This is a genomic window from Ruegeria sp. AM4, from assembly GCF_056540665.1.
The window spans coordinates 326,076-340,303 of record NZ_JBQFXD010000002.1 but is presented as its reverse complement, the minus strand read 5'-3'; the positions used below and the strand labels follow the sequence as shown (position 1 = coordinate 340,303).

At 59.7% G+C, this 14,228-nt stretch carries 15 protein-coding genes; all 15 read right to left on the bottom strand.

What is annotated here, in order from left to right; all coding sequences use genetic code 11:
* Window position 1: 1 nt before the first annotated feature.
* Window positions 2-730: a LytTR family DNA-binding domain-containing protein gene (locus ACR0JA_RS07110; RefSeq protein ID WP_480572022.1), complete on the bottom strand. Its 729-nt coding sequence runs from the start codon at window positions 728-730 to the stop codon at window positions 2-4.
* Between the two features lie 234 nt (window positions 731-964).
* The gene (folD, locus tag ACR0JA_RS07105) at window positions 965-1,855 is read right to left on the bottom strand and encodes a bifunctional methylenetetrahydrofolate dehydrogenase/methenyltetrahydrofolate cyclohydrolase FolD (RefSeq protein WP_480572018.1); all 891 of its coding nucleotides are present in this window, start codon (window positions 1,853-1,855) and stop codon (window positions 965-967) included.
* Between the two features lie 53 nt (window positions 1,856-1,908).
* Window positions 1,909-2,214, bottom strand: coding sequence for a chorismate mutase (locus tag ACR0JA_RS07100; RefSeq protein WP_480572015.1), 306 nt, complete (start codon window positions 2,212-2,214; stop codon window positions 1,909-1,911).
* 58 nt (window positions 2,215-2,272) lie between these two features.
* Complete coding sequence (locus ACR0JA_RS07095) at window positions 2,273-3,949, bottom strand: formate--tetrahydrofolate ligase (protein WP_480572012.1); 1,677 nt, start codon at window positions 3,947-3,949, stop codon at window positions 2,273-2,275.
* Between the two features lie 166 nt (window positions 3,950-4,115).
* Entirely contained in the window at window positions 4,116-4,691 is a 576-nt protein-coding gene (locus tag ACR0JA_RS07090; protein ID WP_480572399.1) for an MOSC domain-containing protein, read from the bottom strand.
* Window positions 4,692-4,783: 92 nt separating this feature from the next.
* Window positions 4,784-6,700, bottom strand: a complete 1,917-nt coding sequence (ftsH, locus tag ACR0JA_RS07085) for an ATP-dependent zinc metalloprotease FtsH (RefSeq protein ID WP_480572009.1) — start codon at window positions 6,698-6,700, stop codon at window positions 4,784-4,786.
* A gap of 77 nt (window positions 6,701-6,777) precedes the next feature.
* Complete coding sequence (gene tilS / locus ACR0JA_RS07080; RefSeq protein WP_480572006.1) at window positions 6,778-8,031, bottom strand: tRNA lysidine(34) synthetase TilS; 1,254 nt, start codon at window positions 8,029-8,031, stop codon at window positions 6,778-6,780.
* The gene (gene ybgF / locus ACR0JA_RS07075) at window positions 8,028-8,852 is read right to left on the bottom strand and encodes a tol-pal system protein YbgF (RefSeq protein ID WP_480572003.1); all 825 of its coding nucleotides are present in this window, start codon (window positions 8,850-8,852) and stop codon (window positions 8,028-8,030) included. Before ybgF ends, tilS begins: the two co-directional genes overlap by 4 nt.
* Before the next feature lie 4 nt (window positions 8,853-8,856).
* On the bottom strand, window positions 8,857-9,363 hold the full coding sequence (pal, locus tag ACR0JA_RS07070; RefSeq protein WP_480572000.1) for a peptidoglycan-associated lipoprotein Pal: 507 nt from the start codon (window positions 9,361-9,363) through the stop codon (window positions 8,857-8,859).
* An 86-nt stretch (window positions 9,364-9,449) separates the two neighbouring features.
* Complete coding sequence (gene tolB / locus ACR0JA_RS07065) at window positions 9,450-10,769, bottom strand: Tol-Pal system beta propeller repeat protein TolB (protein WP_480571997.1); 1,320 nt, start codon at window positions 10,767-10,769, stop codon at window positions 9,450-9,452.
* A complete protein-coding gene (locus ACR0JA_RS07060) occupies window positions 10,766-11,869 on the bottom strand; it encodes an energy transducer TonB (RefSeq protein WP_480571994.1) in 1,104 nt (367 codons plus the stop codon). The genes tolB and ACR0JA_RS07060 overlap by 4 nt, the downstream gene beginning before the upstream one ends.
* Window positions 11,870-11,884: 15 nt before the next feature.
* Window positions 11,885-12,355 carry a protein TolR gene (tolR, locus tag ACR0JA_RS07055; RefSeq protein WP_480571991.1) on the bottom strand — a complete coding sequence of 157 codons (471 nt, stop codon included), beginning with the start codon at window positions 12,353-12,355 and terminating at the stop codon, window positions 11,885-11,887.
* A 2-nt stretch (window positions 12,356-12,357) separates the two neighbouring features.
* Entirely contained in the window at window positions 12,358-13,053 is a 696-nt protein-coding gene (gene tolQ / locus ACR0JA_RS07050; RefSeq protein ID WP_480571988.1) for a protein TolQ, read from the bottom strand.
* A 109-nt stretch (window positions 13,054-13,162) separates the two neighbouring features.
* Window positions 13,163-13,546, bottom strand: a complete 384-nt coding sequence (gene ybgC, locus ACR0JA_RS07045) for a tol-pal system-associated acyl-CoA thioesterase (RefSeq protein WP_480571985.1) — start codon at window positions 13,544-13,546, stop codon at window positions 13,163-13,165.
* Window positions 13,543-14,166 (bottom strand): hypothetical protein, encoded by a 624-nt coding sequence (locus ACR0JA_RS07040; protein WP_480571983.1) that lies wholly within the window; start codon window positions 14,164-14,166, stop codon window positions 13,543-13,545. Before ACR0JA_RS07040 ends, ybgC begins: the two co-directional genes overlap by 4 nt.
* Between the last annotated feature and the right edge of the window lie 62 nt (window positions 14,167-14,228).

The window sequence follows — 14,228 nt, the reverse complement described above, 5'->3', positions numbered from 1 at the left end:
CCTAGACCAACCCGGCAGCTTCCAAGTCCGGATAGTATTTCCGGCTGACCGGAACAAGATCGCCATTGTGTAATCGCAACAACGTCTTTGCCCCCTGCTTTTCGACCCCGGATATGGCAGCCGTGGCCACCCAGTGCGATCTGTGCGCGCAATGGCCCGGTTCCGGCTCCATTTCGGAAATTGCGTCGGTGAAACGGGATCGGATGGTGAAAATCCCCTCGGACGTGACCACATCGACCTGATGATCCCGAACCGTCAGCCGATAAATCTGTCCGTCAAAGCTCTCAGGTAACCGCAGCAGCAACCTGGGTCGCTGTTTTGGTTGGTCCGGCAGTTCGTCTTTCCGATAGCGGACCAGAATCAACCCCGCCGCAAACAGGCCGCCATATGGCAGCACCGCTGCGAGGCTCGGGGCGTTCTTGCCGACGAAGGAAAACACTAGCCAGGCCAAACCCCACAGGGAAGGAGCGAACAGGATCAGGATCAGCACGGTGAAAGCGGCGTCCCGTACTAGCTGTCGGCTTTGACACAGGCGCTCTCGCACCAGCCGGCTGGCCGTCCAAGTCGCGCCAAGAGCCAACCCCATAACTCCGGTCCAGAACACGATACGCAGAGGAAATGACAGGTCCATATCCCTGAATGGGGCAAAGGAATAAGCCAACAATGGAATGAAAACGATCCCTGCAATCACCCGTTGCGGGCTGCACTGCGCCAGGATCTGACTTGTCACTGACTTTATACTTGTTAACAAACGATATCCCGATTCCAGCCCAACACGCCCCCGGCTAGCCCGTCTGGACCTAACCGGTTGGGATATAATGCTTATCATCCGCACGCGCAGCATCAAAGCGCCAATTGAACGTATTCAAAAAACCGTGAACGTAAAAAAATGGGCTGAAAAGCACTCGCCTTTCAGCCCGGATTTGTTCGCCCGGCATTCGGTATGCCGATGATGGTATTCAGCTTACGCCGTCAGCCCTTCCGGCTCGGCGAGTTTGTTGGCGCGGCAGCACGCGGTGAGGGTATTGGCCAGCAGGCAGGCGATTGTCATCGGACCCACCCCGCCGGGCACCGGTGTGATCGCTCCGGCACGCTCGGCTGCGCTGGCATAATCCACGTCGCCCACAAGCTTGTTCTTGCCGTCGCGCTCGATGCGGTTGATGCCCACGTCGATCACCGTCGCACCTTCCTTGATCCAGTCGCCCGGCACCATTTCTGGGCGGCCGACGGCGGCGACGACGATGTCGGCCCGGCGAACAACATCGGGCAGGTCCTTGGTGCGGCTATGCGCAATGGTCACCGTGCAGCTGTCGCCCAGCAGCAATTGCGCCATCGGCTTACCCACGATGTTCGACCGACCAATGACAACCGCATCCATCCCCGACAGCGAGCCATGGTGGTCGCGCAGCATCATCAGGCAGCCCAGCGGGGTGCACGGTACCATCGACTTTTGCCCAGTGCCCAGCAGGCCCACATTCGAGATGTGGAACCCGTCCACATCTTTGGCCGGATCGATCGAATTGATTACCAGATCTTCATTCAGATGTTTGGGCAGCGGCAATTGCACCAGAATTCCATGCACCGCCGGGTCGTTGTTCAGCTTGTCGATCAGTGTCAGCAGGTCCTCTTCCGAGGTGTCCGCGTCCAGCTTGTGTTCGTACGAGTTCATGCCGACTTCGACGGTCATCTTGCCCTTTGACCGCACATAGACCTGGCTTGCCGGGTCCTCGCCCACCAGAACCACCGCAAGTCCGGGGGTGATGCCATTTTCTTCTTTCAGCCGTGCCACCTGATCGGCAACCTGAGCACGAACCTTGGCCGCAAACGCCTTGCCGTCGATAACCTGCGCTACCATTCTTTGATCCCTTCCTTCGAAAAGCGGATCGGGCGCTCATGGCGCCCGGTTCTTCAGTCGGGGCCGAGCACGCGTTCTTCGCGGGCAATCGACCAGTCAATCAAGATGCGCCAAAGCTGTTCGGCAAGATCGGGGTCCATGCCCAACTCGCCGGAACTTGTGCGCACGCGCCGCACCACCTCTTCGACACGAACCGGGATACGGGCGGGCAACCCCTCGCCGGGTTTCAGCTGAGATGCGCGGTCGATATAGCTTGCGCGCGTCACCAACATTTCAATCAGTTGGCGGTCCAGCTTGTCGATCTGAACCCGCAATTCCTGCATCGAGTGGCAGTCCTGCGGCGGTATCAGAGTGGGCATTGCAATCTCCTCATGGACCGGGGAAATCCCCGGTCCACGAGATGTATCATTCGGGCGCTTAGAACAAGCCCTCGATCTCACCTGCGTCATTGAGGCAGATGGTCTCAGCAGCCGGTTTGCGCGGCAGACCGGGCATGGTCATGATCTCACCGCAGACAACCACAATGAAACCGGCACCTGCGGACAGGCGAACCTCGCGCACCGGAACCGAGTGGCCGGTGGGCGCGCCGCGCAGGGTCGGGTCGGTCGAGAACGAATACTGCGTCTTCGCCATGCAAACCGGCAGGTTGCCATAGCCTGCTTCTTCCCACTCACGCAGCTGGTTGCGAATCTTGTTGTCGGCCAGAACTTCGTCGGCACGATAGATGCGCTTGGCGATGGTTTCGATCTTCTCGAACAGCGGCATCTCGTCGGGGTAGATCGGTGCAAAGTTCGCGGCACCGTTTTCAACGATTTCGACAACTTTCTCGGCCAGCGGCGCAGAACCGTCCGAACCCAGTTCCCAGTGACGCGACAGGACTGCCTCGACGCCGTGGGTTTCGCAGTAATCCTTGACGGCCTGCACTTCGTCATCCGTATCGGTGACAAAGTGGTTGATTGCGACAACAACAGGCACACCAAAAGATTTCACGTTCTCGATGTGACGGCCCAGGTTGGCACAGCCCGACTGAACCGCATCGACGTTTTCCGCACCCAGATCGGCTTTGGCAACACCGCCGTTCATCTTCATCGCGCGCACAGTGGCGACCAGCACCACAGCCGACGGGGCGATGCCCGCCTTGCGACACTTGATGTTCATGAACTTCTCGGCACCCAGGTCGGCACCGAAACCGGCTTCGGTCACTACATAGTCGGCCACTTTCAGCGCGGTTTTGGTCGCGATGACCGAGTTACAGCCATGTGCGATGTTCGCGAAAGGACCACCGTGAACAAAGGCCGGGTTGTTCTCCAGCGTCTGAACCAGGTTTGGCTGCATCGCATCTTTGAGCAGAACGGTCATCGCGCCTTCGGCTTTGATGTCGCGGCAGTAAACCGGGGTCTTGTCGCGGCGATAGGCAACGATGATGTCACCCAGACGCTTTTCCAGGTCTTTCAGGTTGTTGGCCAGACACAGGATCGCCATGACCTCGGACGCCACGGTGATGTCAAAGCCCGCCTCGCGCGGGAAGCCGTTCGATACGCCGCCCAGAGACGCCGTGATCTGACGCAGGGCACGGTCGTTCATGTCGACCACACGACGCCATGCGACGCGGCGGGTGTCGATCTCCTGCTCGTTGCCCCAGTAGATGTGGTTGTCGATCATCGCCGACAGCAGCGAGTGGGCCGAGGTGATAGCGTGGAAGTCGCCGGTGAAGTGCAGGTTCATCTCTTCCATCGGAACAACCTGCGCATAGCCGCCACCCGCAGCGCCACCCTTCATGCCGAAGTTCGGGCCCAGCGAGGCCTCGCGGATACAGATCATCGCGTTCTTACCGATGCGGTTCAAGCCATCACCGAGACCAACGGTCGTGGTCGTCTTACCCTCGCCAGCAGGGGTCGGGTTGATCGCGGTCACCAGGATCAGCTTGCCGTCTTCGCGGTCCTGAACCGAGTTGATGAAGTCCTGGCTGACCTTCGCCTTGTCGTGGCCATAGGGCAGCAGATCGTCGCTGGAGATGCCCAGCTTGGCACCGATTTCCTGAATCGGCTTCTTGTTCGCTTCGCGAGCGATTTCGATGTCGGATTTGTAGCTCATTGGCCCGAGTCCCTGATTGAATGCCGTGCATAGCCGACGCATGGACGTCAGCGCTGGTCAACCCATACAATTGTACACCGTCGAGATAGATATGAATTCCGACATAATCAGGCCGCGAAACGGCGTTGCCGGTTTTCACCCGCCTATAATCGGAAACTCGCGCCCGTCAGGGTGCCCAAGCGCGCTGATCCGGAACGAACAGCGCCATCCGGTCCCCCAAGGCGATCGACCCGGGCCGCTCGACCCAGGCTGTGACGCCCCGCCGACCCACGGCTGCGGGTTTGAAGGCGGCTCCGTGTCCGGGAAGGTCTGTTTCGATTTCTCGCCCCGGCAGCACGCAGGGACGGTTTTCCATGTCGATCGTAATCGTCAACCCGCCCGTGATCTGCAATCGCGAGGACGGTGGAACATGGGTGAAATCCGGGATCCCCTTGACCACGATGCTGGCCCCCAGATAGGCCGGGTCCAGATGTTCAAGCCCGATCTCAGAGGTGATTGTCCCGATCTCTTCGGCGGACAGTATCGAAAGCTGGCGCACGTTTCGGATTTCGGTTCCCTGTGGATACAGGTTCTTGACCCGCACGCAAGACGCCCGATTGACACCTTCGTGCCGCGCCGCTTTGTCACCCGAGAAATCCAGATCCAAAGAACCAACCGCTTCGGCGCGCAGAGATTTGCCGGATGGCACATGACCCAACCAGACAACTTCGGCCACATACTCAGTTTCGCGCAGCACGGGCATGGGCATACCTTTCTTTCATCCGACACCTAGCCGCAATAGATGCCAGCGCGCCGAAAAAGAAAAGACCCGGGGATTGCCCGGGTCTCTTTTCATTATGCCGAAGGTTCGGGCTCCATCCCGCCCTCGGGCGGCGACTTCTTGGCCTTGGTCTTGGGAATAGCCGTCACGCTTGGCGCGTTGCCCTCATCCGGGCTGTCGCCTTCGTCATCGTCCGCGGTGGGCGGCTCACCATTCATGACGCGCTTGATCTCGTCCCCGGTCAGGGTTTCGTATTCCAGCAGACCTTGTGCCAGACGCTCCCATTCCTCGTTCTTCTCGGTCAGGATGCTATGGGCGCGCTCGTAACCCTGCTGGATCAGGCGTTTCACCTCTTCCTCGATCAGCTCTTTGGTATGCGCTGAAACCGAGAAACCAGCGGTGTTACCCGAATACCCCTCATGCGCTTCGGCATAGTCGATATTGCCAACCTTGTCGGACATGCCCCAGCGCATCACCATGGCGCGCGCCAACTGGCTGGCCTGCATGATGTCACCCGCAGGGCCGTTCGAGACGTGATCTTCGCCGTATTTGATCACTTCGGCGGCTTTGCCCGCCATCGTCATCGCCAGCTTCTGCTCGCACTCGTCGCGGTGATAGTTCAGCTGGTCCATCTCGGGCAGGCTGACAACCATACCCAGCGCACCACCGCGCGGAATGATTGTCGCCTTATAGACCGGATCACACAACGGCAGGGTCATGCCAACAACGGCGTGACCAGATTCGTGGTAAGCGGTCTTTTCCTTCTGATCCTGGGTCAGCACCATCGAGCGGCGCTCGGCCCCCATCATCACCTTGTCCTTGGCGTTCTCAAAATCTTCCATAGTGACAAAGCGGCGACCCACACGTGCGGCCATCAGCGCAGCCTCGTTCACGAGGTTGGCCAGATCGGCACCCGAGAAGCCTGGGGTACCCCGCGCGATGATGCGCAGATCGACATCGGGGCCCAAAGGCGTTTTGCGCGCGTGCACGCCCAAGATTTTCTCACGGCCTTTAATGTCAGGGTTGCCGACGGTCACGTTCCGGTCAAACCGGCCCGGACGCAGCAGCGCAGGGTCCAGAACGTCTTTACGGTTGGTGGCCGCCAGAATGATCACGCCTTCATTGGCCTCGAACCCGTCCATCTCAACCAGCAACTGGTTGAGGGTCTGTTCGCGTTCGTCATTGCCACCGCCATAGCCGGCACCACGATGGCGACCCACGGCGTCAATTTCGTCGATGAATACGATGCAAGGCGCGTTCTTCTTGGCCTGTTCGAACATGTCACGGACACGGCTTGCACCGACACCCACAAACATCTCAACGAAATCCGAGCCCGAAATGGTGAAGAACGGCACACCTGCTTCACCCGCAATGGCACGAGCCAGCAGCGTCTTACCGGTACCCGGAGGGCCAACCAGCAGCGCGCCTTTCGGGATCTTGCCGCCCAGACGCGAGAATTTCTGCGGGTTGCGCAGGAATTCCACGATCTCTTCCAACTCTTCCTTGGCCTCGTCGATGCCAGCGACATCATCAAAGGTCACGCGGCCATGCTTTTCGGTCAGCATCTTGGCCTTGGACTTGCCAAAGCCCATCGCGCCGCCTTTGCCGCCACCTTGCATCCGGTTCATGAAATAGACCCAGACACCGATCAGCAGCAGGAAGGGCAGCAGAGTGATCAGGAAGGACTGGAAACCGGACTGCTGCTGTTTTTCCGCGCGCACGGGGATGTTCTTGTCGATCAGCAGCTTCGTCACCTCGGCATCGCCGGGCTTGATGGTGACATAGTCGCGGTTGTCGCTGGTGCGGTACCGAATCTGCTCGCCGTCCAGAGTCACGTTTGTGACGTCTCCGGCATCTACGGCGCTGACGAATTCGGAATAGGTTCTTTCGTTATTCTGAAGCGTTCCACCCGATCCGCTGAACAAATTGAACAGTGCAAGGATCAACAGGAACAGAACGACCCAGAAGGCGATGTTACGAGCGTTGCCCAAGGAAATTCTCCCAAACGGTTTCGGCAGATGGGGGCCTGCCGGAGTTACTCTTTAAAATAGAGATGATTGAGGCAGGTTCAATGCGATAAAATCGAACTGAAGAACTCGGGCCGGTTCTCAGACATTTTTATGCGCCATTCACCACAAAACCCCGCCAAAGGAGCCGCCAACAAGGTGTCTTCTGCCCAAACCGCAGGCGTCGCTAGCAGTGCTTTGCGGGGCTTTCCCAAAGCGCGCCAGTCCGAAAGCTGAAGAAGTCCATCTTCGCCAAGCGCGCGGACCTGAGCATTGACCGCATTCGGCCCGGTGACGACCCAGCGGTTGTCCCAAGGCTCATTCAAGCACGATACTTTTTCGCTAACGGGCATTAGCTCTCTGCAAATCCACATGTTTTCTGCGTCCGGGACCAAAAGGCATCCGCCAATCGGCAAGGTCCCATTCGCGGTCAGAGCGTGCAGCGCCCGGTCAACAGCGCTGTGTCGAGGGGGATAGCCAGCGCCTGCAATCCAGACAACGGCAGCAACGATGATCCTGCGTCGGATCTCTTCGGGCAATTCACCAAAGCTGTCGCGGTCGATACAGATATCGCCACCATCGACGCGAACAACCCGACGGGCGGAGTCTTGCGCGTATTGCGCCAACGCCTCGCGCGCTTGGGTCAGATTTTCAGCCACCCGAGACAAGGTATCGGCGGTGATCCCCAGCGGTTCAAGTTGCGCAAGGGCCTTTCGTACCTTGATCCGCTCAAATCGCTGATCTTGATTCGATGGATCCTCGATCCACTCAAGGCCGGATTGCATCAGGTAGCTTTGCAATTGCGCGCGGGTGATTGAAAGCATCGGGCGCAACAGGTCAACTCCCTCTTCTGACCGCAGTTGCGCCATGGCCGACAGACCCGAGACACCCGCGGATCGCGACAATCGCATCAGAACGGTTTCCGCCTGATCGTCCGCAGTATGGCCCAACGCAATGGCTGGCGACTCCTGCTCCCGGGCCCATCGGATCAGCAACCCATAGCGCGCGCGACGCGCCGCATCCTGCAGGTTGCCGGTCCCGTCCCAACCTCGCCACTTCAACGTTTGATGTGGGACACCCAAGCGGCGCGCCAGAGCCGCAACTGTTCTCGCCTCTTCCGCAGCCTCGGGTCGCAATCCATGATCGACGGTCGCCGCAAACAGCACGATCCCTTCCTGACGCGAGATTTCCGCCAGCAGGTACAATAACGCTGTCGAATCGCTACCACCGGACACTGCCACGCCAAGACGCGGCGGCAATCGGTCAGGCAGATGCGCCCGAATCTCCCTGCGCAGGGTATCGGCGTCGATAGTCAAGTACAGCCCAGTGAGGCCATTTCCTGTGTCGCTGACGCGGCCTGGCCCGAGGCGGGAAAGCGCACGCCGACCTCGCCCAGCGTTATGCAGGCCTGATCGGTCTGCCCCAGACGGCCCAGCGCGGCACCCAATTCAAACAGCGCCTCGGGGGCTATTGGACCTTCGGAATCACCTGTAAAGCTGGCCAAAAACGCCCGGGCTGCTTCGCGGGTGTCACCCAAACCCTCCAGGGCCTGGCCTCGCCGCAGGTTGGCTTCCGGTGCCAGCGGGCTGCCCGGATATGCGAGGTCGAATTGCGAAAACAAGTCGGCCGCAGTCTGATAATCACCATCCGTCAGCGCCTGCGCGGCGGCGTCAAAATCAGCCTGCTCACCCACAGCAAGTTCGCCCTGTTCCGCTTCGACGGGTTGTGTGGGAGTTGCAGCGGCGACGGCAGTACCGGGATTGTCCCCGCCCAAGGTGCTGGTTTCACCCAAAGCACTCAAATCGCCGCCTTCCAGTTCGACCAGCCGAAACTCCAAGTCGCCGATCCGGTTTGTGCCGTCGGTGACAATGTTCTGCACCCGCTGGTTCAACTGTTCGGTCTGACGCGTCAGCCGCTGCAATTCGGCCTCGATGGCGTCAACGCGTTCAAGCACAGAGCTGCCGGAAAGGTTCGGCGTCGGCGAGCCTGTGGTCGAGAACTCGCGCTTGAGGCGCTGGATTTCAACATGCAGCACCGTCAGTTCCTGACGAATATCCGCCAAAGTCTGCTGATCCTGCGCCTGCGCCATACCTGCGGCGGTCACCACCGCCGCCAGAACCCATCCTGCAAATTTCATTGTCTTACCCCAAGGTTGAACCGGTCAGCACCGTCACCGCACGGCGGTTCTTGGAATAGCATTCCTCGGTGCTGCAAATCTCGATCGGGCGTTCCTTGCCATAACTTACGGTCGTCAGACGGTTGCCAGCCACCCCGCGCGAGATCAGATATTCCCGTGCAGCGTTGGCCCGGCGCGCACCAAGGGCGAGGTTGTATTCCCGCGTGCCTTGCTCGTCCGCGTGACCTTCGATCGTGGCGACAAAATCGGTGTTGGCCAAAAGCCATTCCGCCTGCCCCTGAAGAACCTGCTGTGCTGCGGGTGTCAGCGTCGACTGGTCCACCTCGAACAGTACCCGATCGCCAACAGTTTGCTGGAAATATGCGGGAGAACGCGGATCGCTTGGTGAGCCCGGCACCAATGCGCCGCTGCCGCCCGGTCCGCCACCGCCAAGGGCCGAAGGGTCGGTATTCGTACAGGCGGCGATCAGCGCCAATGCGCCCAGCGCCGCCGCTTTGCTCAGAAGGTTCATGTCAGTGCCTCGTGTTCCATTTGTTTATTATCATCTATTTAGCACAATGCGGGTTTGTTGTGAACGTCACCCACACCGCGTCTTAGTCAATTCTGCAGCGGCCCCCATGACGGGTCGCTACCCCCGTCAGGTGTCCGTACAGGCTTCAAATTCCGCCCCGAAATATCAACCGAATAAAGCGACGACCGGCCGCTTGCGCCTTGTGTTTCGCGGGTGAACATGATGACGCGCCCGTTGGGTGACCATGTCGGGCCTTCGTCCAGGAACGACGCGGTCAGCAAGCGTTCCTCGCTGCCATCCGTGCGCATGACGCCGATGTGGAACCGGCCTTTGTTCTGCTTGGTAAAGGCGATCAGGTCCCCGCGCGGCGACCAGACCGGGGTTCCATAGCGGCCCTGACCAAAGCTGATCCGCGTCGCCTCGCCCCCATTGGCGGGCATGACATAAAGTTGCGGTGTGCCCGAACGGTCGCTTTCAAAGACGATCCTTGATCCATCCGGCGCATAGCTTGGCGCAGTTTCGATCGCAGGGGTGTTGGTCAGGCGCACACTCTGCCCCGAGGCCAGATCCATCTTCCACAGATCCGTGTTGCCGCCCTGCGTCAGCGAGTACACGATGGAACGGCCATCGGGCGAGAAGCGCGGAGAAAAGCTCATGGTGCCTTCCTGCGTCTTCAGTTCCTGCCGTTTCACCCGGCCTACGTCCAGCACGTAAATTCGCGGCTGGCCGGTCTCATAGCTGGTATAGAGCAATTGATCGCCGTTCGGTGAGAACCGAGGCGCAAGCACAATCGCCGCGCTGTCGGTCAGGTACTGCACATTCGCGCCATCATAGTCCATGATGGCGATCCGCTTGGCCCTTTGATTCTTGGGTCCGCTTTCCGATACGAACGCGACGCGGCTGTCAAAGTACCCGCCTTCACCCGTCACCCGGCTATAGACCTGATCGGCCACCTTATGTGCCATGCGCCGCCAGCCTTCCGTGGTACCAGCAAATTGCAGACCATTGCCCAGTTCCTGACCCGAGAACACGTCCCAGACACGGAACCGCACCGTCAGTCGATTACCCGAAACATTGACCGCGCCGGTCACTAAAGCCTCGGCATTGATCGCCTTCCAGTCGGCAAACTGGACCGGCGCGTCAAAGCTGCTGACCCGGCTGATGAACGCATCTGACGAGATCTCACGGAACAGGCCCGTACCAGTCAAATCCGCCGCCACCACGCGCGAGATGTCCTGCGCATATTGCGACGCGGCCGGCCCATCGGGCACAAAGCTGGGCACCGCAAAGGGCAAGGGTTCGATGATCCCTTGATCCAGTTCCAGACGCAGCGGTCCACTTTGCGCAAACGCCGGCGTCGACAACAAGGTCAGACCGACAAAGAGACTGGTCAGAAGTTTCATCATTTTATCCGCATCCTCTCGGGATTGAATGTAATCTCAACATCTCGCCAATGATCGTATTTGTCAGCAGGCAAGTCGTATCCTTTGGCCCCACAGCGCAGAATTGCGCGCCTTGCGGCCTCGTAGGCTTGTTTTTCGGCACCGGGCGAGCCGCCAGAGCTGTCCAACAACTTCAGGCTGCCACCTTGGACCTTTCCGTCAGGGGTCAGCGAGAACCCGACAACGACAACGACGTTCAAGGCATCCGTCGACAAAGATCCGACATTCCAGCACTTCGACACGGCAAGACGCATCGCGTCTTTCTCACCGCTGGTCAAAGGCGGTCCAGACGGTTCGGCTGCAGTGCCCAATGCCTCGGTCAGCGCGTCGTTGATCGCATCCTGATTGCTGGGTGCCGGTTCGGTTGGCTCGGGGTCTGGTGCCTCGGCAACGTCCGGCTCGGGCGGAGGCGTCGGGCGGTTGGGCCTGACACGCGGACGGGGCGAGGTTTTGGGCGCAGGGTCATCCGCCTCTTCTGCCTCGGTCACGATCTCGGGCGCGGCCTCTTCCGGTGCGGTCTGGTCCTGCTGCGCCTGCTGAATCTCCGCCCCTTCGTCCAGCGACACGGGCGGGGTCTCGACATCATCAGGCTTCACGTCGGGTGGTGGTGGCGCAATCGGCTCGGGTGCGATCTTATCTGCTGGGCTGGGTGGCGTATCCGGGCCCGGGGGGGCTGGCAGAGCCGCAATCTCTGCGTCGGGCTGATCCAGTTGCGGCGGTTCTTCGACCACTTCCGGATCGGACGGAAGTTCGACGATTTCAGGCTCAGGTTCAGGCTCAGGTTCCGCAGGCGGGGTGGGCTCTGGTTGCGGTTGTTCTTCGACGACCGGCTCTGGCGTGTTAACCTCGTCCACCGGCACTTCGGGCTGTTGCAGATCGGTGGGTTCTTCCGGCACCGCGGGCGCCTGCCGCTGCACCGAAAGCGCGGCGAATTCTTCAACGGTGATCACCGAGACATCCTGCACCGCCATCGGCAACGGTTCGGACCGGAACGTACCGCCGAATAACGCCCAGCTGATCAGGCTGACATGAGCAATCGCCGAAATTTTGGTGCCGGTATCCACCGCGCAACCTCACCTTTACCCATCGTCCAGCGTCGGCCCGCCGGTGTCGGTCACCAGGCCCACATTGGAAAAGCCACCTGCGTTCAATGCGCCCATGACCTCCATCACCTGCGCATAGGGGATTGAGCCATCCGCCCGCAAAAACACCCGGTCGCTGCTGCGTTCCGCTGCAATTGCACGCAGCTTACCAATCAACTCTTCGCGCAACACTTCGGTGGTCTGGATTTGAACCTCACCACCCGCCGTCAGCGTCACTGTCAAAGGCTCTTCGTTGTCGCCGGGCAAGGCGCTGGCTGCCGTTTTCGGCAAGTCCACGGGCACGCCGACGGTCAAAAGCGGCGCCGCCACCATGAAGATGATCAGCAGCACCAGCATGACATCGACAAAGGGCGTCACGTTGATCTCAGCCATCGGCTGTGCGCGCCCGCGTCGCCGACCGCGCCTGCGCCCGTTCCCGCCCGAGGGTTGCTGAACCGCCGCGCCCATCGTCAGCTGTCCAACTGACGCGACAGGATGGTTGCAAACTCGTCGGCAAAGGCTTCGTAGCCGCCAACGATCCGGTCACTATCCGCGCTGAGCTTGTTATAGAAAATCACCGCCGGGATCGCGGCCAAGAGGCCCAGGCCGGTGGCCAGAAGCGCCTCGGCAATCCCCGGGGCCACGACGGCAAGGTTGGTGTTCTGCTGTTCGGCAATCTCGATAAAGGCATTCATGATGCCCCAAACGGTGCCGAACAGGCCAATGAACGGTGCGGTCGAGCCGACCGTCGCCAGGATGGGCAGGCCCTTTTGCAAGGTCTCGGCCTCTTTGGCGATGGCCACATCCATTGACCGGTCGATCCGGGCCGTCGCCCCTGCTATCAAGCCGCCATCATTTCGATGCGACCGCCGCCATTCGATCATCCCGGCAGCAAAGATCTTTTCTGAACTGCCATCCGGCTGCGTCCCGATCTGCTCAAACAACGCGTCCAGCGGGTTGCCGGACCAGAAGGATTCATCAAATACCTGCGCCTCGCGCCGAGCGGCCCGATAGTTGATAAGCTTCTGGATGATGATCCCCCAGGACCAGATCGATGCGACGATCAGCATCAACATCACAAGTTTGACGATAAATGTTGCACGGGCAAACAGCCCCCACATGGAGAAATCGATCTCCTGCGCCAGCGCCAGCGTTTCAGCTTCCATGAACCTGCTCTTTGTTTTGCCTGATAGCCGTTGTTTTGGCCTTGTTTTGCCAAACGCTAACGCAGTTGGGCATGAAATGCCAACAGAACCACCCTGAGCGGGCTTTTTGTTACAGCAATGCGCGAATCTCTGCCGGAAGACGGGTCGGTTTGCCGTCTTTGGTGATGCAAACGGCTGTGACAGTGGCGCGAAACAGTTCGGTTTCCCCACGTCGAACCACCTGCGCCATGGTCAGGCGTACACCTGACCGTGATACCACGCGGGTCTCGATCTCAAGTTCGTCATCGAATTTGGCCGGTGCAAGGTAATCCGCCTCGATCCGCCGCACGACCCAGACGATCCCGTCCTCACGCATGGCGTTCTGATCATTGCCCAAATTGCGCACATAATCCGAACGCGCCCGCTCGATGAATTTCAGATAGTTCGCATGATAGACGACACCACCCATATCGGTGTCCTCATAATAGACGCGTACCGGGTAGGTGTGGGTCATTGCGGCACCTCCATCCGGGCAAACAACCGCAGGGCATGTGACGGGTCCTGCGCAGCCCCAGGCAGAACCGGATCATATGCAGCGCGGATCAAGGCAGCGATCTCGGGGCGCAGGATCGTTGTCTCTGCGGCAACAGCAAGAGGTGATTGCGTGCGAAAGGCACTGTCTGACCACAAAACGATCGTTTGCACGACCTGGCTGAGCGCAAGTGTCTCGGCGGGAATTTTCGACAATTCCTTGTCCATCTTCAAAAAAACAAAGGCCGCGCGGATGGACCTATCATTTTCAAATCTAAAGATCCGGTACTGGTTGGCGTCGGCGGCCAGCAGACGGTCAACCAGCGGCCCCAGATCAGGTATCAGTCGATCGAGGTCGGGGACTTCCAGCAATTCCTGCCAATCGCGGAAAAAGAAAACCATGCAATTGACACCCAACTCGGCGTCGGTTTCGGCCATCTTGTGACCTGCCAGCGCGACCACAGCCTCAAACGCGCCTTTGACAGTGCGCAGGGTCTCATCCTCGACCCCGAACACGACCGGCACAATCGGTCGCCCCCAACGGGCAAACAGGAACTCGCCGCTGTCGCGCGTAAAAAGCGCCTCGATCTCTTCGGGTGTCACTTCTTGCCCTTCATCTTTTCGAAAGTACTCCTGCCGGAGGCATAAATTCTCTGAGACCCGGC